Genomic DNA, 19,493 nt, shown 5'->3' with positions numbered 1-19,493 from the left:
AAGGAGAAGCCATGTTTGTCATTTTTAAGAGTAGCAATGGAACAGAAATTGAGTCGGGTAAGCAATATTCGTTTCATGAAGCTTATATCTTAACAAAGCGATTAGAACGAGTTTATAGAGAGGCAGGGCGGCAAGAACATATTGATTTCGATTTGTTAGATGGTCATTCTAATGAAATTTATAACGGTACGTTATCACTTGGTTCGAGATATGCAGATCACATTTTTGATCACATTTCTAAAAAAATGAATGTGATGCAATTAGATCCGGAACAAGAGGAACAAAAAAAGGAGCTGTTAGAAACGTTAGAAAGGGAAATCAATGATTCTCCCTTTCATGAAGAATATGAATATCAAGAAGAATTACCAGTAAGAAAGGAAGAACCCTCTTACAGTCCATCGAATGAAATAGAGCCACAAGTAAAGCCTGGAAAGGAAAATAGAAAAGGATTTAAGATTATTGCGAGTGTCATAGGAAGCGTCGTGTTAATTGGAGCTGGTGCCATATTTGCCTTTAAGTTATTCTCTTCCGAGCCAGTTTCGAGTGCAAATGCTGGCTCGGAACAATATGTAGTAAAAGGGTTACAACAGGCAGCTATTCAGCAGTATGGAGAAGCCGTTAAATACTTCGATAAGGTCAATTACTCAGAATTAGATAAAGATAGTCAGAAGGCAGTTTTATTTACTTATTTATTAAACGGAAAGGCAAATAAAGCATTACAATATGAGCCGAAATTTGCAGAAAGTGTGGTTGCTTATTTTATTGGGATAGACAACATGAATAAAATCAATGAAATTGATGTCAAAAATGATGTAATCGACTTTGAAAAGGCAGCACTTAATAAGAAATATGAGGAGGTAATTAAGCTTAAGGGGAAAGTCAATATGGACGGTAGACGTGAAAAACTCATTGTTGAAGCTTTTGTAAATCTAAAAAAATATGAAGAGTGTTATTCCTTTGCTAAAACGCAAGGAAATAAAAATGTAATGAAAGAGGTCAAAGAATTAGAGAAACGAGATATTCAACAATCTACGATAAGTGAAGAGGAAAAGAAAGCTAAGATTGAAAAAATTGATAAAGATCTACAGAACATCTAAGGGGGAGAGAATAACATGCCTTTAAATTATGAGAATCTGTACAAAAAAATGGGAATTGTTTTTCTTGGTGGTTCATTGATATTAAGTACGACAGGTTGCAGTTGGTTTGGAAGTAAGGAATCATCAAAAAGTAGATCAGCTATTACAAAAAAAGTAGATAAGAATAAGCCGGAGGAAAAGAAAGAAGATCTGAACAAACAAGATTTTGAAGCAATTACAGAGAATGCAATTCAAAGTAAGGATAATGAAGTTGCTTATGTACTCGAAGAGCTGGATAAATCAAAAATTAATTTTAAAGAAAAATCTATTGTAAGTAATCTTCAAAATGGGGATGACACCACTTCTCGTGTTCTAGCACTCTTTGATAAAGAAACAACAGATAAAACACTTCAAGATACAACAAAAGATAATGGGATTGCAGCTATTACAGATAATAAGCCACAAGTCACCGTGAAGGGAGATCATTTTGCATTTGGTGATCAAAATATTGATTCTTCAGTAGCGAGTATAGGTGATATTCTTCCACCAGAGAAGAAACCAGATACAATTGTGAACCCACCAATTATAACGGAGGGTGAGAATGGTAATACGGAAAATACAGGGACAGAAAAACCAAAGCCACCAACAGAACCGGAAAAACCAACAAATCCAGAGAAACCGAAAGAGCCGGAAAAACCAACAGAGCCGGAAAAACCAACAGAGCCGGAAAAACCAACAGAGCCAGGTAAACCAACAGAACCAGAGAAACCAACAGAACCAGAGAAACCAACAGAACCAGAGAAGCCAACAGAACCAGAGAAGCCAACAGAACCAGAGAAACCAAGAGAACCAGAGAAGCCAACAGAACCGGAAAAACCAACAGAACCAGAAAAGCCAACAAACCCAGAGAAACCAACAGAACCGGAAAAACCAACAAACCCAGAGAAACCGACAGAGCCGGAAAAACCAACAAACCCAGAGAAGCCAACAGAACCGGAAAAACCAACAAATCCAGAAAAACCAACAGAACCAGAGAAAACAACGAATCCAGAAAAGCCAGTTCTGAAACAAAATGAAAAGATGGTAGCGAGTAAATAAAGAAAAACCAACTGATATTGCCAAAAAGGTACTCATAAAAAGAGTACCTTTTTAATTTGAAGCTAGATTGAACAGAGGTGATGCTTTGATATGTATAGTGAAAAAATATCAATCAAATATAAATTAGCTGAAAAAGAAGTACTCATTCCATTGAGTGCTTTTTTGTTTGTTGGAATGTTATTGATTGCTAATTTTTTACTCAACTTATCATTAGAGCTGATAGAAACAACTTTTAGTGATTTATTACATCCCAAACCGTTTCATATGGAGATAGGATTTCTTTTTCGGATGCCAATTGCAGACCATCCAATATACTACTTGCTTGTTTTCCTTGTAGTGATTGGAACTATAGCGAGAACAGTGTACAAATTGAAATCTTCCTTTAAAAACTTAAATAATCATGAGAAAGGATCTAGTCGTTTTACAACAGTTGAAGAGCTGAAAAAGCAGTACCGAGCTGTACCGGATCGAGAGGAAGCATTTAAAGGTGGCGGTGGTGTTGTTATCTCCCGATTAGGTGACAAGGTATTTATTGATGATAGCCCGGTAAACAATTTAATCATTGGTACAACTCGCTCTGGTAAAGGGGAAACTTATGTATTTCCTACAATTGATGTCTATTCTAGAGCGGAACATAAACCATCATTAATACTGAACGACCCCAAGGGCGAGCTATTTAGTGCCTCAAAAGAAACGTTGGAAAAACGAGGGTATCACATTGAAGTCTTGAATTTGTTAAACCCACTCGATTCTATGAGCTATAACTTATTGCAGCTTGTCAAAGATGCCTATAAAGATGGAGACTATTCAACAGCACAGGCATTATGTAAAACACTTTCTCACACATTGTATTACAACCCAACTGTAAAAGATCCTTTTTGGCAACAGTGCGCTATGAGTTTGTGTAACGCCATGATATTAGCCGTTACAGATAAATGCATTGCGGAAGGTACAGAAGAAAAAATCACAATGTATGCAGTTGCAAATATGTTATCAGAACTTGGTTCAAAAGAGGTAATCGTAGACCCGGAAGCTGATCCACAAAATGCATTAGATTTATACTTTGAAGGCTTACCAGCGGATAGTGTTGCGAAAATGCAATACGCAACCTCAAACTTCTCGAAAGGAACGACAAGAGGCGGGATTTTCACCCAAACAATGAACGGACTTTCTATTTTTACATTTGATGAAATCGCTAAAATGACCGCAAAAAATAGTGTAGATTTAAAACGTGTCGGTTTTGGAAAAACGATAAAAGGAAAAGTAACACCTAGAAAACGAGTAGAAATTATATTTCCGGATGGCTCAAAGGAGTCTATCAAGGCTGATATTACAGGGCGTTTTGCATTAGATTTCAAACAAGTAATAAAAGTTGGAGATACTATTCAATGTAATGAAAAGGAAAATCCTCAAACGAAAACATCTATTACTATTATAAAAATAGATGAAAAAACGGGGCATACAGAATTTAAAATAATAGAAGACAATGAAGATATACAAGTAATAACAGTGGATTATTTCGATAAACCAGTCGCTATTTTTATGATTACACCAGACTTTGATTCTTCGAATCATGTGATAGCTTCTATATTTGTAAGACAACTCTATTTTATATTAGCCAAAGGTGCATCCCTTGCCCGTGGTGGGAAATGTCACCGTGAGGTGGTTTTTATCTTAGATGAGTTTGGCAATATGCCGAGTATCGAAGGAATGGCAAATATTATTACGGTCTGTCTTGGTAGAAATGTTCGCTTTAACCTGGTAATCCAGGCATATGCACAATTGAAAAATAAGTATGGTGAGGATGCAGATACGATTGACGGAAACTGTGGGAATACAATTTACATTCTAACTAACGATCAAGAAACCGCCGAAAAAGTGTCCAAAAAACTAGGGAATCAGACGATTAATCTATCTTCCCGAAGCGGAAAAGGTCTTTCTACTGATAAAAATAAAACGGAAAGTCTAGATCAACGACCACTGTTAACATCAAATGAACTTATGAATTTTAAAGAAGGAGAAAGTGCCGTTATTCGTGTCATAAAACGTCAGGATAATAACCGAAAACGGATCAGACCTCGCCCGATCTATAATACGGGGGAAACAGCTTTAAAATACAGATGGGAGTACTTAGGAGTAGAATTCGATACAGATAAATCTATATTAGATATAGATATTGATTCTCTACATGATGATGTAAATCCAAAATCACTTATTGTAGATTTTCTAGGAGAGAGAAAAGCAGAACAAATTGAGAAAAAAACATCAGAACCAGAACAAGTACAAGAACAAGAAGCTTCTTCCCAAATAGAGACACCGCAGCCAGTAGAAGAACCAACAATGATGGGAATTGATGAAGAGATTCTGGAAGAGGCGTTTCAGCAGGAAGATAGCCCGTTTGATTCCCTTTCCATTGAAAATTGGAAGGAAAAAACGGTTAATGAATTTTTTGAATCTGATTTAGCGGTTTTGAAACTGGTTGATAAGTTCTTTTTAGCGCAGTTAGGCAAGTCATTAGATGAAGTTGAAAATCAAGAAATGGGCGAGTTTTACAGTGAATTTCAAATGTTGGCTCACAATGACCACATCGACAAAAGTGTTTATCAAGCAGTCGAAAATAAGATTAATCGAATCTTGCGTGATTTAGAAGAAAAAGAACAAGTAACAAGTTAGAAAGCACTCAAATGATTGAGTGCTTTTTTGAATCCAAATATAAAGGGGGAAGAGGTAATGGGTGTACCGACAATAACGGATAAAATGCAATTGATTTTAGATAGCTACTCGCCATTTGTGACAGAGGAAAATGAGATCATTCTTGGGCTAGAAGATGCGGTTCTTTTCCTTTCAGTAGATCGGGAACAAAAAGGGAAATTGATTATTCGTATTGATAGACTGAATGAAAGGGTGAATTGGACAGCAAAGGAAGTATTAGGGCAGTAGTAAACAAGAGAGGAGGATAAATGGTGAAAGATGAAGAGATTTTAAAAACTATAGAAGCGTTCTCGGATTATCTTCAAGTAGGAGATATCGTGAATTATGTATTACGTTGGTTAGGATGGTTCCTAATTGTAGGCTTATCTTTAGTTGTAGATGCTTTAGAAGGTGTGACAGATGCCATACTAGGGATTAAAGGATTCTTTAATTCACCGGAAATACAAAATTTTGTTGATATGTTATATCCATTGTTTGTCGTTCTTTTAGCCATATCATTTTTATATATTGGCTACATGTTCATTATGAACAAACAAATGAATCGTTCTCAGATTATCATCAATATTTTTGTAACACTGAGTGTACTTTGTTTGTTAAGTACGGGTATGACAAAGGTTGATAAGTTCACCGATGATGCAATAGCAGTTGTAAAATCAGAACAAAAAAGCTCTTTGAGTGATGAAATTATTAAGAAGAACATAACGGATATTGCAGTAATAGATGAAAATAAATGGAAAAAGAAAGAAGACATGAATCCGAAGAATCATATTCCAGAAAAAAACATCAGGCAGATAGATATTACTGAAAAAATAGATAAAGATTTTGAATTTGCAAAGGATAAAAAGTTATCAGATGAGGGACAAAAAATATTGAAAAATAAAAGAGTAATGGATGGGATGGGAGTTGCATCTCTTGCAGAATTGAAAGATGGATGGTTTGATTTCTTCCCCGAAAAGTATTATCGCTGGCATTGGAACTTTTGGAATATATTCTTTACTTTGCTGATAACAGGATTAACGTTGTTATTAGTAAGTATTAAGTTAGCTAGATTATTTTATGAATTGGCATTTAACTATTTGTTAGCGAACATATTAGCACCAGCCGATGTTGCGAATGGTCAAAAGTTAAAAGCCGTGTTGTCTAATATCATCAATATATTTGTAGCAACGATTATGATATTCCTATCTTTGAAGCTATATCTAATGGGTACGGCATTCCTCCATGACAAACTAAATGGTGTACCGTATCTGATTGCATTAGCGGCATTTAGTATGGCAGTTCTAGATGGTACGGCAGTCGTAGAAAGGTTATTTGGAATAGATATTGGATTAAAGAGCAGTTGGGGCATGTTAGTAGGTGGTTTCGCACTTGGTAAAGGAATTGGCAGTCTCGCTAATTCAAAACCAATGAAGAGTCTCGGAAATATGATTGGAAAAGGAGCGAAAGGTGCAGCAGAAGGAACTGGTGTTGCAGCAGCTAAAACAGCAAGTGCGGCAGCGATGGCAACAGGTGGCGTGGCAGGGCTTATAAGCGGTTTGAAAAAAGGGAATGAGTCTGAAAATAAAGAGTCCTTGCAAGATCAAATGAAAAAAGCGGATCAGAAAAAAGCAAATGGTAATGATTTAGCAAAAAATGAAAAAGAAAAAGGTAACTTAAATAAGGAAAAAAATAAAAAGAATGGTGGTACGCCATCTATTCAAGAAGACATGAAAAAAGGAGGGAACGAAAACCCAGGGGGAGCGAATGGGCAAGAATTGGGAACAACAAGTCTTCAAGATGAAATGAAAGAAGCTGGAAAATCAAATGGAGCAAATGAAGGAGGTCAAACACCAGGAACAGTAAGACAAGGAGCGAGTGAAGGAGGTCAAACACCAGGAACAGTAAGGCAAGGAACAAGTGAAGGAAGTCAAACACCAGGAACAGTAAGACATGGAGCAAATGAAGGAAGTCAAACACCGGGAACAGTAAGACAAGGAGCAAATGAAGGAAATCAAACACGAGGAATAGTAAGACATGGAGCAAATGAAGGAAGTCAAACACCGGGAACAGTAAGACAAGGAGCAAATGAAGGAAATCAACCACCAGGAACAGTAAGACAAGGAGCAAATGAAGGAAATCAACCACCAGGAACAGTAAGACAAGGAGCAAATGAAGGAAATCAACCACCGGGAACAGTAAGACAAGGAGCAAATGAAGGAAATCAACCACCAGGAACAGTAAGACAGGGAGCAAATGAAGGAGGTCAAACACCAGGAACAGTAAGACAGGGAGCGAGTGAAGGATGTCAAACATCAAGCCCGGCATCAATGGAAACATCAAGACCAGTACCGAGTGGAGGAAGCCCGGCACCAGTAGAAACATCAAGACCAGTGCCAAGTGGAGGAAGCCCGGCACCAGTAGAAACATCAAGACCAGTGCCAAGTGGAGGAAGTCCGGCACCAGTAGAAACATCAAGATCAGTACCAAGTGGAAGTAGCCCAGCACCAGTGAAAACACAAAGATCAGTACCAAGTGGAGGAAGCCCGGCACCAGTGGAAGCGCCAAAATCAGCACCAAGCGGAGGAAGTCCGGCATCAGCCGACATCGTAACGGTGACACATAGTAGCCCAATTATTCCTTATGAAAGTGATAAAGAAGTGGCAGCAAGTAGAAGTCAAGAAACACGGACATTAGGACAATATACAACCGATAAAGTTAAAAATACGACATCATCGGTGAAACAAAAAGTAAGAGGAGTACAAGAACGAATTAATACTTCTGAAACGGTACAAAATACAAAGCGTTTTTATCAGATGGGGCAAAACACGGGTAAAAGTTGGAGAGATATTGTAAACAAAAATAAAAATAATACAGATAAAAAATAAGCGTACGATTACGCTTATTTTTTATTGTCGAAAAGGAGGGAATCCCGATGAGAAGCTATCGGATTCCGAAGGAAATCAGTACAGAATTACGGATTAATAAAGTGCTTTATTTAATAGATTTCTTTTTATTAATTGGCTTATTAGTTGTAACGATGATTCTTAGGAATTTTGTACATGATTCCTTTCAATTACCATTTGTTATTTTCATGGCAGTTATTGCAATTATCATGATTTGGCGACCAAGTACGAATCCTCAAAAACGAATGTATGAAGTATTGATTATTACATTGCTAAGAAGAAAAGGTGCATATTGCGCCATTGATAACGATCAATAAGGGAGGGATCACATATGGCGTTATTCAGCGAAAAAGATGTAGAGAAAGAAGAGCCAAAACAACTAGAAAGACCGAAGAAAAATGCATTTCGATTTAACGAAAAAAATGTAAAAGAATCAATTTCTGAACCAAAAGAAATTGTGAAGGTGGTACCAAGCAAAAAGAAAGAAGAGAAACCAAAGGTAGAACCAAAAGTAAAAAAACAGAAGAAAGAAAAGCCAAAGAAAGACGTTTCGAAAAAGAAAAATCCAAAACTGTTTGGTTTTTTATCTAGAAAAAAGAAAGAAGCGCCACCAAAGGTAAAGAAAAGTATTGCGGAAATTATGCAAATTGTAGACATGACGGAGGATGGCATATTTGAACTGAAAAATGAGGAGTTTTTAGAAATTCTTCAAGTAGAAGGTGACGATATGTTTTCTAAGAATAGCGATGAACAAGCATTTGTTATATTCTCACATGCGTATTTTTATCAAGCCTACAAACAGTCCATTAAACTCGTTTTTTTAAACTTCCCATGTCAAACAACCGAACAACAACGTTATATAGAGAAGAAAATTAAAGAATGTACCAGTCCTTTGTATGAACGGATTTTAAATCAGAAGTTAAAAGAACTTCAGTTTTTAGAATGGGGCAGAACAAATCGGGAAGCCTTCTTATTTATTTATGGAGAAACGGAATTAATCGTAAAAGAACGTGTAGATGCAGCAAAACGATATATCAAGCGCTCTACTGAACTATTAGAGGTGGATGAAGAGAAAAAGTTAGAGCTTATGTTTAAATTGTTCAATCAAAATGCAAAATTAGGAACGAAAAATATATGGTAGTAAGGGGGAAACAATATGTTTGCGTTCAAAAGTAAAAAATCCAAAAAGGAAAAACAAGAAGAACTAAAAAAGAAGAAAGGTTACAATCCTTATTTAGTGGCTAGAGTTCAGCCACAAGGGGGAATTAGTTTTAAAGAAAGTTATTTTCAAACAGGTGATGGATTAGGTACTTGTGTTCATGTTTTTGACTTTCCAACAGAGGTAAATGATTTTTGGTTAGAGCAAATTATGAATATGCCAAATGTGATCACAACATTAGATGTAATGAGTGATGACCGAAAAGAGGTCGTTGAATCTATTAATAAATCCATGAGTGAACAAAGTGTTCGGCATGATACAGCAAAGGATAATATAGATCGGATTGATGCGAAAAATGAATTTTTAGAGCTGGAAGCTCTCTATACGGATTTGAAACAAGGTGAGGTCATGAAACGTATTCATATCCGTATCTATGTTTCCGCTAGAACAATAGATGAGCTAGAAAAACAAGTAAAAGAGATCCTGGAAACATTAGAATCTTATAACTTTCGAGGAGCTGTCTTTTTAAATGAACAAGAGTATGAGTGGGATGCACTCGTAACGAGCTTTGATACACAAAAAAATTATGTGAACCGAAGAAAAGGGAAAGAAATTCCGGCAGTCAGCTTGGCTGGTGGGTGTCCGTTTCATTATTCCTATTTGCACGATCCATACGGTACGTATTATGGAACAACGAAAACAAAAGGAAATGTTATTTTTGATATCTTCCATAAAGACAATCAAAGAAAGAGTTATAACGGTGTAATGATTGGAAAGTCTGGTGCGGGGAAATCAACGTTGTTAAAAAAGAAAACGGTGGATTATGCAAGTAAGGGTCACTTTGTTCGGGTATTTGATGTTGTAGAAGAGTTTACAGATACGGTAGAAGAGCTAGGTGGAAAGACAATTGCGTTAGATGGTTCACAAGGTCAGATTAACCCACTTCAAGTATATAAGACGGCAGAAAGTGAGGAAGTTAGTTTTACTCAGCATTTATCTAAACTGACAATTATTTATCGGTTCATTGCGCCAGAAGCAAAAGATGATGAAATTAAAGAATATGAAAATTTACTTCGTAAATTATATATTCGTATGGGATTATGGAATGACGAAAAAGGAGCGAAAAATGAAATTACAACAAGAAAATCGAAAGAATATCCGATCTTCTCTGACTTTTTAAAGTTTGTTCGCAAAGAGTTATATCAAGATGTAGCAGCTAGAAAGCATCATGATAATTTAGGGGACAGCAGACTTCATCGTTTAGAATTAATTGAATTAAATCTTACGAATTTAGTAGAAGCATATGCAGAATTATTTGATGGGCATACTACCATTGAAGATTTCAAGAAAGAACAGGTTGTATCTTTTTCTTTACGGAATATATCCAGTTTTAAACCAGAGGTATTCCAGGCACAGATCTTTAATGTGTTGAATCTCCTTTGGAATGAAATGATTTCAAATGGTGCGCCTCAATTAAAAGCCTTTAACAAAAAGCAACTTGCTTTTGAAGATGTAACTCGTTATTTCATTATTATTGACGAGGCGCATCATATCATAAACACGAAAAAAGAAAGCGCTCATGCTCTACAATTTTTAACGAAACTTAGCCGAGAAGATCGAAAATACTTTGCAGGGCTTTTATATGCAAGTCACACGATTCGAGATTTTGTACCGGAAGGATCTTCACAAGAAATGATTGATGAAATTAAAAAACTATTTGAACTTACACAGTACAAATTTATCATGCAGCAAGATAATAATAGTTTAGATATGTTACGAAAAGTATTTGCAGGACAGTTAAGTGAAAGTGAAATTGCAGCGATTCCACATTTGCCAACAGGGGATGTGATTTTAAGTATTGGGGCTGTAAAAAACATTCACTTCCATGTAGAAGTAACAGATGAAGAATTGATGTTATTCGGGGGAGGTGCTTAATACCATGCATCTAGTTTTAAAGGTTATACCAAAGAAATGGCTCATCACTTTAGCACTACTTGTGATGGGTCTTTTTTCTTTTCTTTTACTTGGAATCGTAAGCATTTTTATTGCAGCGATGGGGAGCGATAGCGGAACAGACGCAGGTGATATTACGTATACAGGTGAAGGGCAAGTCATGAATGTTTCGCCTGAAGTTCTAAAATGGGAACCTACGATTCGTAAGCATGCGAAAGCCTTTGGGGTGGAACCGTTTGTCGCTTTAATGCTTGCTCAAATGATGCAAGAAAGCGGAGGACGTGGCAGCGATCCAATGCAGAGTTCCGAAGGCGCATTTAATACGAAGTATTGTAAATCACCAAACTGTATTACAGATCCAGATTACAGTATTTGGGCAGGTGTACAGGAGTTTAAACATGCGATAGAAAGAGCTGGTGTAACGAGTCCAGGGGACATGGATCATATCAAAACAGCCCTTCAAGCGTACAATTTTGGAACAGGATTTTTTGATTTTGTTGGCGCAAATGGTGGCAAGTATACGAAAAAATTAGCAATTAAATTTTCACAACAACAGTATCAAAAAGTAAAACATACTGGCATGTATCATTGTCTTAGACCAGAAGCCGTACCATATCAAGCGTGCTACGGCGATATTTTGTACGTTGACGCAGTTTTAAAATATTATCAGCCGGGTTCTGTCGTTTCTGGTGGAGGAGGAAATCCAGGAAGTGGAGGCAGTAGCGGTTCAAAAGTTGCCGATGTAGGTCGCCAATGGATAGGGCGTTCTACCTATGTATTTGGTGGAGGACGTAACACAAATGACATCGCAAGAGGGATTTTTGATTGTTCAAGTTTTGTACGCTGGGCATTCGAACAAGTAGGGATGTATACCAGTCCGATAGGAGCTGTAAGTACGGAAACATTAAACAAAATTGGTACAAAAGTATCAGTAAATGATATGAAACCGGGTGATGTTATTTTCTTTGATACCTACAAACATGACGGACACGTTGGCATTGTAATTGATAAGAATACTTTCATAGGATGCCAAACGAATAAAGGTGTTTCTATTGAAGATTTAAATAATCCGTATTGGAAAAAAGTCTTTTCTGGTCATGTAAGAAGGTTCTAAAAACCGAAGGAATAGGAGACTGTAAGAATGAAAGATAAACGAAAATCTTTGTTTATTGTGTTTGTCATTTTAGTTGTGTGTGTGACAGCTTTTAATATCTATTTGAGCAAAAAGTCAATGAGTGATGGCAAAGAAAAACAGTTAAAACTTTCAAATGAATTACTAACAAAACAAAATGAAGACTTAAAAAAACGACTAGATAAGGTACTTCCTTCCGCACAGGAACAACAAAGAAGGGCGTACTTATTGACAGCCGAAACGTTTATACAATTATCATTTCACCGAGAAAAAGAAGGGTACAGTGAGCGAAAAGAAAAGGCAAAAACGATTATGAGCGAAGAACTTTTACAACAATTTTATCCAACAGATAAATACGAATTAGGAGATACGTATAAAACAAAACCAATAGAAATGAAGTTTTATTTACAAGAAAATGAACCCAATAAAGAGGAGGTAAATGTACTAGCTGAATTTATAAATGTCACGACAGATTCAACGCAAAATCGAGAAGAAAAAGTAAACAATGTGTTGCGAATCATCATGAAAAAGGATAAGGAAACATGGCGAGTTACAAGTGTGGAAGAACTAAATATGAAAGTTTTATAACGAAAAAGGTGGGGTGAGAGTGTGATAGGTGCAATTGGTAAGAAGAGTGAAAGAATCAATCTAAGAAAAAATAAGTCATGGGTCTACCTAACAATTATCAGCTTTCTATTTTTTGGTTTTTTCGCTTTCTTGACATCTAAAATTTACATGCCAAACGATGAAAAACTATTCCATACAGAGACAAATAAAGTAATTAAGTTGTCGGGTATGGGGAAATTGATTGTAGAAAAAAGGGAATACAATCCACACAAAAACTTTATACAAATTTACTTTCGATTAGAAGGATATGAGGAAACAGGATATACATTTAAGGCACAGCAAAAAACAAATCCAGATGTTCAGTTACCTGTCAAAGTATTGTATGAAGAGAACGGGAAATACGTTGTAGAAGTAAAAGAGTTATCTCCGAATTGGGGAGCGTTAGCTTTCGATATTTACAATAAAAACGGTGAGAAAGAGCAAATGGATATTCGTAAATTCACACAAGATGTGAACGAATATGAAGAAGAAAATGCAGCAACAAAAAGTCCGAATAAATTAGTTCAGACGATTTTTACCGATCAAAATAAAACAAAAGCAAATGATGAATTGTTAGCTGAAGATAAAAAAACATATGAGCTAGATTTTATAGAAAGAGACAAAAAGGATATCGAAACAAAGATAAAAAATTATGGGAAAGCAATTAAACTAGAAGAAGAAAATGCGAAGACAGTTTATGAAAAAGTAAAAGAATTACAAGATGAAATGAAGTACCAAACGGAAGCAGAAAAAACGGAAACACAATCAAAAATAGCATCCTTAGAATCTAAAATAAAATCATCAGAAAAGAACGTGGAATTGTTTAAAGGAGAACAAAAAATTGCACGAGATAAGATCAAAAAGTTAGAGCAAAAGGAACAAGAAATTAATAAAAAGTGAAAAAAGATATAGGGACACAATGGGGACATTGAGGTCAAATAAGGGGACATGAAAGGGACGTTAAGAAAAAATAACGGGACATGATGGAGACATTAATAAAAAAGATAGGGACGTAATGGGGACATTCAACTTCTTTCCTTGTTCCCATCGTTTTGCTAGGCTCCGCCTAGCTTCACACCTTAGGTGGGAACAAAAACCCCTTATGCTCTTCTCACTATTTTTTGATCTCTACCCAGATTTACAGAAAGGAGAGGGAAAAGTGGAAATCAGAATTAGAGAAGTAGATCCAATTGCCGTAAAGAAAATAGATGAAATGGCAAAGAGAAAGGGAATATCCCGACAAAAATTTTTGAAAGCTCAAATTGAAATGCTGGCATTTTTTCAGCAGCAAAATAAAAGAGAAATGGAATTGGAAAACCTCATTGAAAAGAACATCCATATGATGAGTGATTGTTATAGCGCAATGGAAAAAATGAATGAGTTTATTCAAATGATGATGCAGGATGTTGAAAATGAGTAATGCGGTTCCTGTTCAATCTTCCGTCACACCGGGTGTTGTTTTAAAAACGAAATTTGTGTTACCAAGTTCCGATGCGTTTCAGAACTATATTGATTATGTAGATCGGGAGGAAGCGAAAAGTGAAGTGAAGTTGAATCCGAAAATGTTCGAAACATATCAAGACTATATGGGGAATTCAGAAAAGACCTCGGCACTATTTACGGAACACGCAAATCGTTTAACAGAAAGTGAAAAAAAGTCCTTAAAGGAAATGTTTAAAACCGCTCATGAGAATGGAAGTATCATGTGGCAAGATGTCATTTCTTTTCATAATCCCTGGTTAGAAAAACAAGGGATTTATGATGAGAAAACAAAAACGTTGGATGAAAAAAAGTTAATGGATGTAACACGGCTTGCGATGAAAGAAATGCAAAAAAGAGAGGGGCTGGAAAAAAGCTCTATCTGGTCGGCAGCCATTCATTTTAATACGGATAATATTCATATTCATGTCGCAACTGTTGAGCCATTTCCAACGAGAGAACGTGGCAAAAGAAAACCCAAAACGTTAGATGCGATGAAGGGGAAAGTCGTAAATAATTTGTTAGATCGTAAGCAGGAACAAAAACAAATTAATGATCTAATTCGAAACAATATGGTGGGAAGGAAAAAAGAAGATTCCGTTTTTGATTGGCGTAATCAACATTTGAAGCCATTGTTTTTACAAATCTATAAACAGTTACCAAGTGATAAAAGACAGTGGCAATATAGCTACAACACGATTCAACCATTAAAGCCGCAAATTGATGAATTAAGCAGTCGGTATATTCAACATCATCATAAAAAAGATTACGATCAGTTTCTCAAAAAGTTAGATAAAGAGGTGCAAGTTTTTAAAGAAGCTTATGGGGAAGGAAAGTATGATAAGAAGCAATATGAAAATTATAAAACGAATAAAATTAATGACCTATATAAAAGAATGGGTAACGCCTTTTTACAAGAAATGAAGGCATATGATAAAGAACAAAAAAGAATCCATCACATGAAAAAATCAAAGTCATTTCGAAAATTTCAGCAGAATGTATCTATTCAGTATTCTATGAGAAAAGTGGAAGGCGCTTTTAAAAGTGAATATGAAAGTTGGAAAAATCAAAAGTATTATGAGCGTATGCAAAGGGAAAATGCATATGAAAATGAGAGGAGTTAGATCATGGAGAATAAAAAAATACGAATGAAGTTATCGTTGAATGAAAATGTCCATCAATACATTCAAGACTACATGGATGAAAATAATATTACTCATCCTGGTGATGCTATATCGAAAATTTGTATGGAGCATCAAGCATCAAAAAGTTCAGAATGGTCATTGAATTATATTTCCGAAATTGTATCAAAGAATCTACACGATGTGTTGAAAAGTGAACTAACAAAAATTCGTCTTGGTGCAAATAGTGCGGATAGAAATACGCAAATTTTAATTGAGTTATTAAATGGTTATTTCTTTTTAGAGGGTGTAGATAGTCTTATTACGACTGATAAACAAGAGATGGGAAGTGTGAAGATAGCAAAAGAAGTCGTAGCGGAACGGATTAGTAACGCAAGACAAAAACGTTTAGATCATGAGGCATCAAAGAACAATGTAACGTAAGCTACATTGTTTCTTTTTATAAAAAAACAGGAGGTTAGTAGGATGTTATTATTTCGTGAAGATATCGCATTAGGAGTCATTAAAGAGGTTGGAGAAGGTGAACTTGTTTTACTTGTAAAAGAGGAAGAACTAACAATCAAAATTACACGAGAACAAGAGGAAGAACTTGCAGTCCATGTTATGAATCAAGAAAATATGTTAGTTCCGGTTAATGTAAAAACTCATGAGATTTTCTTTGATACAGCTGAGAGATGGAATGAAGAAGAAATGGAGGAATTACAAAAAGCGAGTGAAAGAGTAGGAGAAGATCATGAGTAAAAGTTATAAGAAAAAGTATCAAACGAAATCACCAGAAGAAAAGAAAGAAGCGGTGCAAGCTTTAACAAAAAAGATGGAAAAAAGCGTAGAAGGTTATTTTCGTACACCGGGAGATTTAAAAGAGTACTTAACGTTTATGGCAAAGTTTTATCACTATTCACCATCTAATATTTCATTAATACAGAGTCAATTCCAGGGAGCCAATGCAGTTGGTTCCTTTTCTTTTTGGAAAGAAAAAGGATTTCCGGTTAAGAAGGGTGAGAAAGGAATTAAAATTCTTGTTCCAAACCGAACTGTAGCAAAATTTAAAGACAAAGAAGGCACTTGGAAAACAGTAACTAAAGCAAATGAGGAAGAGAAGAAACAAATTGAATCTAAAAGCGTAGAAGTGATGCCTGGTCGCTTATATTTTGCTGTCGGTCATGTGTTTGATGTGTCCCAAACGAACGCAAAAGCGGAAGATCTTCCTCGTATTTTTCCGAATCGTTGGCTAGAAGGGAGCGTTACAGATTACCAGAGTTTGTACAAGGGAATGGAAGCCATTGCGGAAAAAAACGGAGTGAAAATTATTGCACCAAAATCAGAGTTGGGCGTTGCAAAGGGCGTAAGTTACCCCCTAACAAAAGAGGTCGCTTTGAATCCACGAAATAGTGAATTACAAAATGTAAAAACACTTCTTCATGAATTGGCACATGCCAAACTTCATACAGCAGAGACACGTATGAATTACACAGCACCAGAAAAAGAGTTTCAAGCAGAAATGACAGCTTACGCCGTTTCTTCTTATTTTGGGATTGATACAAGTGAATATTCGTTAGGGTATTTAGCGAGCTGGACACAAGGAAAAGAAATGAAAGATAAAACGAAGTTGTTGAAAGAAGTACATGAAACTTCAATTGAATTTATTGAAACAATTGAAAGCTCGTTGGAAAAAGAAAAAACAAACGAAAAAGGAGTAGATCATATGGCAAAACAAGTGTTTGAAAATAAAGATGGAAATGTAAGAGACAATTTCGAAGTTTTAACAGGCATCCAACAAAATGCGCAGCGACTTATCAATGAAAGGCTTGGATTAAATTTTGAAAAACATTGGGAAAACTATGAAATTCAACTTTCAGAAGATAATCGTGTATTAGAAGAAATAAATCCTAATATTCGTTTGAATTTAGGGGAGATGGAACAGATTGTTTATGAATTTGGTACAAACAGAGAACAAGATACATTTAAAAAAATTGTGGATACATTAGAGCCATATTATGAAGCTGATTTGTTAGAAGATAGTTTCAATGATATACCAATCGCTAAGGTTTCATTAGATCGTGAAAAGCGTTTAAAAGTCGATTGTGTTAATGAGCATGTGAAAGAAAATCATAAGGATTTTTGGTTTCAAAATTCAGTGAGTTTGGCTTTGAATGTAATTAATCATCGAATTTCAACAGCACATAAAGAAGTAATGAATAATGAGATTGAATATAAAGGACTATATCCCAAATCTGAATCAGAAGTGATTTATTGCCAAGAAACAGGTAAGCCATTACAGCACAATGAAGAAGTTTTTCATGTCGAGGGTCATGGATATACAGTAGCAGAAGAGGCAAGTTTTAAAGGTTTGGATAAAGAGGATGGGTATTATACAACGATTGAATATGAGCAGGTTGAAGAAAAAATACTTGCACCAATTGGACTAGAAAAAAATGCTCGACCTAGCTTTGCAAATGAAAAACAGAATGAAAAAAATATTTTATTGGTGGAATACATGAGTTTAAGTAATACGACACAAGAGCTTGTTTCTGTTGCAGAGTTAAGGGAACAAGCAGATAGGAATCATGCGTTTGAACCAATAGAAGGTGCAGAAAAATTGAGTGATAAAGAATTTATTGATGCATTTAACGAGGCGAATCAAGAAAAGTTTGCAGCAATAAATCAAAATGAAATTAATCGTCCAACTATGCTAGTTCAATGGAGCGACAATGAAACTTTTAAGAATAATCAACTGATTCCATTTGGAGAAGCCAATGAAAAAATGGCTGAAGTTATTGCAAGTATTGAAAAAGCAAGGGAAGAAGCTAGAAAAAGAGGTGAAACCATCCCTTACGATCAAGCTCGTTATCATATTGCCATTCCAAAAGAAGTCGATAGAGATTTTGGAAGAATGGAGCTTGTGAGTATGGATCGTATGAATATGGGGGATGGGGACTACAAGACACCGTATGAACAAGTATTAAACGAGAAAAGGTATTTATCGGATGAAGTAAAACAAGCGTTACGAGATGAGGTAGTGAATCATAGAAATAACAAAGAAATACCGATGGAAAAAGTACAAGAAAATCCATTAGAAAAATCAAAAGAGACACCCAACCACTTAGTTACAATTGAAGTATTAGCAAATGGTATGCAAGATGAAGAACTGGCAAGAATCCACATGATGGATGCCGTTACGAAAGATATAAATCATTTGTCTGTATGGAATCAAGATAAAACAAATCGGGACGATTTATATGTTTCCCTCATGGAAAAGAACGGGAAACGAGAAAATGTCTATTTAGATAACATTTTGAAACCAGATTTATATGAAAAGGTTCAAAGTTCTATCTTTGACGGGAGAGGAAATTTGTCATTTGTTGTTTATGAAAAGGATGCAAATATGAGTCTAGATGAATTGGTAAAAGATGAAAGATATGGACACTTAGTTGATAAAGCGGAAGCACAAAAAGATTACTCGTTTAATGAAAAAGAAGTGGAATTGTATAAAGAAATGAAAAAGGAAGGATATGCACCTATTGTCTCTTTAGATCAACAAATTCAGCCTTCAAAAGAAAAAGAATCAGCTAACTTAGATAAGGACTTAAGCCGAAAATTCGAAGCATACAGACGTTCACAATATGAAGAGACACCAGATAATATTGATAGCATTGTCACTCGTGTAAAAGCTGAAGAGCGATATTATACAACAAAGTATGTTTCGATTGATAATGAGCTAGTAAGCCAGGAACATATAGTGAAATTAGAAAACCAGGTGGATGAGAAACTTGGGAAAGAGGGAATAACGGTGAATCAGTCTACAACTTCAAAGGAAACGGATTTTGATAAAAAGTTTCAGCCGGTGAATGGAAAAAAAACGAATGATAAAGAAAAAGAAAAGGAAATAGCTCCTGGTAATGTAGATCAGTCGAAGTCTACAAAGAAATCGGGTAGAAAAAAAGAAACAATGGAAATGGAACGATGAAAAATTTTATAACAGGAACACCAGATTAAATCATTTTTTGTTACTCAATTGAGATAACAGAGAGTGATTTTTTTATATCTAAAAATGAAAGAGGGCAAAAGAAAAAGCCCTCTTTCTTATTTATAGAACGGAAAGGAGAGAATGCCATGAATGCATGGTTGTTTGCGGGCTGTATGTTCCTTGTAGCTGTCTTTTTGAACATGTTTCTATTGTTTGGTCACAGAATGATGAAAAAGCGGAGAAATAAGAAATGGAAGCGTGAAACTGAAATTGCAGATTAATAGGAG

General features: G+C 35.6%; 17 protein-coding genes. All 17 read left to right on the top strand.

The genetic code is table 11. The features are described from left to right. Positions 1 to 11 precede the first annotated feature (11 nt). Entirely contained in the window at positions 12 to 1,097 is a 1,086-nt protein-coding gene (locus ACTFN4_RS26070) for a hypothetical protein (RefSeq protein WP_439962997.1), read from the top strand. A gap of 15 nt (positions 1,098 to 1,112) precedes the next feature. Continuing rightward, entirely contained in the window at positions 1,113 to 2,174 is a 1,062-nt protein-coding gene (locus ACTFN4_RS26065) for a hypothetical protein (protein WP_439962996.1), read from the top strand. Between the two features lie 90 nt (positions 2,175 to 2,264). Continuing rightward, positions 2,265 to 4,847, top strand: coding sequence for a VirD4-like conjugal transfer protein, CD1115 family (locus tag ACTFN4_RS26060; RefSeq protein ID WP_439962995.1), 2,583 nt, complete (start codon positions 2,265 to 2,267; stop codon positions 4,845 to 4,847). A gap of 57 nt (positions 4,848 to 4,904) precedes the next feature. Next, positions 4,905 to 5,114 carry a hypothetical protein gene (locus ACTFN4_RS26055; protein WP_048567227.1) on the top strand — a complete coding sequence of 70 codons (210 nt, stop codon included), beginning with the start codon at positions 4,905 to 4,907 and terminating at the stop codon, positions 5,112 to 5,114. Positions 5,115 to 5,137: 23 nt separating this feature from the next. Continuing rightward, entirely contained in the window at positions 5,138 to 7,750 is a 2,613-nt protein-coding gene (locus tag ACTFN4_RS26050) for a pLS20_p028 family conjugation system transmembrane protein (RefSeq protein WP_439962994.1), read from the top strand. A gap of 47 nt (positions 7,751 to 7,797) precedes the next feature. Continuing rightward, a complete protein-coding gene (locus tag ACTFN4_RS26045; protein WP_001258275.1) occupies positions 7,798 to 8,085 on the top strand; it encodes a DUF5592 family protein in 288 nt (95 codons plus the stop codon). A 14-nt stretch (positions 8,086 to 8,099) separates the two neighbouring features. Beyond that, on the top strand, positions 8,100 to 8,909 hold the full coding sequence (locus ACTFN4_RS26040; RefSeq protein ID WP_439962993.1) for a hypothetical protein: 810 nt from the start codon (positions 8,100 to 8,102) through the stop codon (positions 8,907 to 8,909). Between the two features lie 15 nt (positions 8,910 to 8,924). Continuing rightward, positions 8,925 to 10,862, top strand: coding sequence for a VirB4 family type IV secretion system protein (locus ACTFN4_RS26035; protein WP_087949768.1), 1,938 nt, complete (start codon positions 8,925 to 8,927; stop codon positions 10,860 to 10,862). 4 nt (positions 10,863 to 10,866) lie between these two features. Then, positions 10,867 to 11,994 (top strand): bifunctional lytic transglycosylase/C40 family peptidase, encoded by a 1,128-nt coding sequence (locus tag ACTFN4_RS26030; protein ID WP_439962991.1) that lies wholly within the window; start codon positions 10,867 to 10,869, stop codon positions 11,992 to 11,994. Positions 11,995 to 12,021: 27 nt separating this feature from the next. Then, positions 12,022 to 12,600, top strand: coding sequence for a MerR family transcriptional regulator (locus ACTFN4_RS26025; protein WP_439962990.1), 579 nt, complete (start codon positions 12,022 to 12,024; stop codon positions 12,598 to 12,600). Between the two features lie 21 nt (positions 12,601 to 12,621). Then, a complete protein-coding gene (locus ACTFN4_RS26020) occupies positions 12,622 to 13,518 on the top strand; it encodes a hypothetical protein (RefSeq protein ID WP_439962988.1) in 897 nt (298 codons plus the stop codon). Positions 13,519 to 13,777: 259 nt separating this feature from the next. After that, positions 13,778 to 14,038, top strand: a complete 261-nt coding sequence (locus ACTFN4_RS26015; RefSeq protein WP_065486300.1) for a hypothetical protein — start codon at positions 13,778 to 13,780, stop codon at positions 14,036 to 14,038. Next, the gene (gene mobP2, locus ACTFN4_RS26010) at positions 14,031 to 15,221 is read left to right on the top strand and encodes a MobP2 family relaxase (RefSeq protein ID WP_368936596.1); all 1,191 of its coding nucleotides are present in this window, start codon (positions 14,031 to 14,033) and stop codon (positions 15,219 to 15,221) included. The genes ACTFN4_RS26015 and mobP2 overlap by 8 nt, the downstream gene beginning before the upstream one ends. Positions 15,222 to 15,224: 3 nt before the next feature. Next, positions 15,225 to 15,662 (top strand): hypothetical protein, encoded by a 438-nt coding sequence (locus tag ACTFN4_RS26005; RefSeq protein WP_061664321.1) that lies wholly within the window; start codon positions 15,225 to 15,227, stop codon positions 15,660 to 15,662. Positions 15,663 to 15,704: 42 nt separating this feature from the next. Then, positions 15,705 to 15,980, top strand: coding sequence for a hypothetical protein (locus ACTFN4_RS26000; protein WP_439962986.1), 276 nt, complete (start codon positions 15,705 to 15,707; stop codon positions 15,978 to 15,980). Further along, on the top strand, positions 15,973 to 19,206 hold the full coding sequence (locus ACTFN4_RS25995; RefSeq protein WP_439962985.1) for an LPD25 domain-containing protein: 3,234 nt from the start codon (positions 15,973 to 15,975) through the stop codon (positions 19,204 to 19,206). The genes ACTFN4_RS26000 and ACTFN4_RS25995 overlap by 8 nt, the downstream gene beginning before the upstream one ends. 146 nt (positions 19,207 to 19,352) lie before the next feature. Further along, positions 19,353 to 19,487 carry a hypothetical protein gene (locus ACTFN4_RS25990; protein ID WP_439962984.1) on the top strand — a complete coding sequence of 45 codons (135 nt, stop codon included), beginning with the start codon at positions 19,353 to 19,355 and terminating at the stop codon, positions 19,485 to 19,487. Positions 19,488 to 19,493 lie beyond the last annotated feature (6 nt).

The sequence above is a fragment of the Bacillus cereus group sp. MYBK95-2 genome, from assembly GCF_051915225.1.
GTDB lineage: Bacteria > Bacillota > Bacilli > Bacillales > Bacillaceae_G > Bacillus_A > Bacillus_A cereus.
This window is presented reverse-complemented; position numbering and strand designations above follow the sequence as displayed.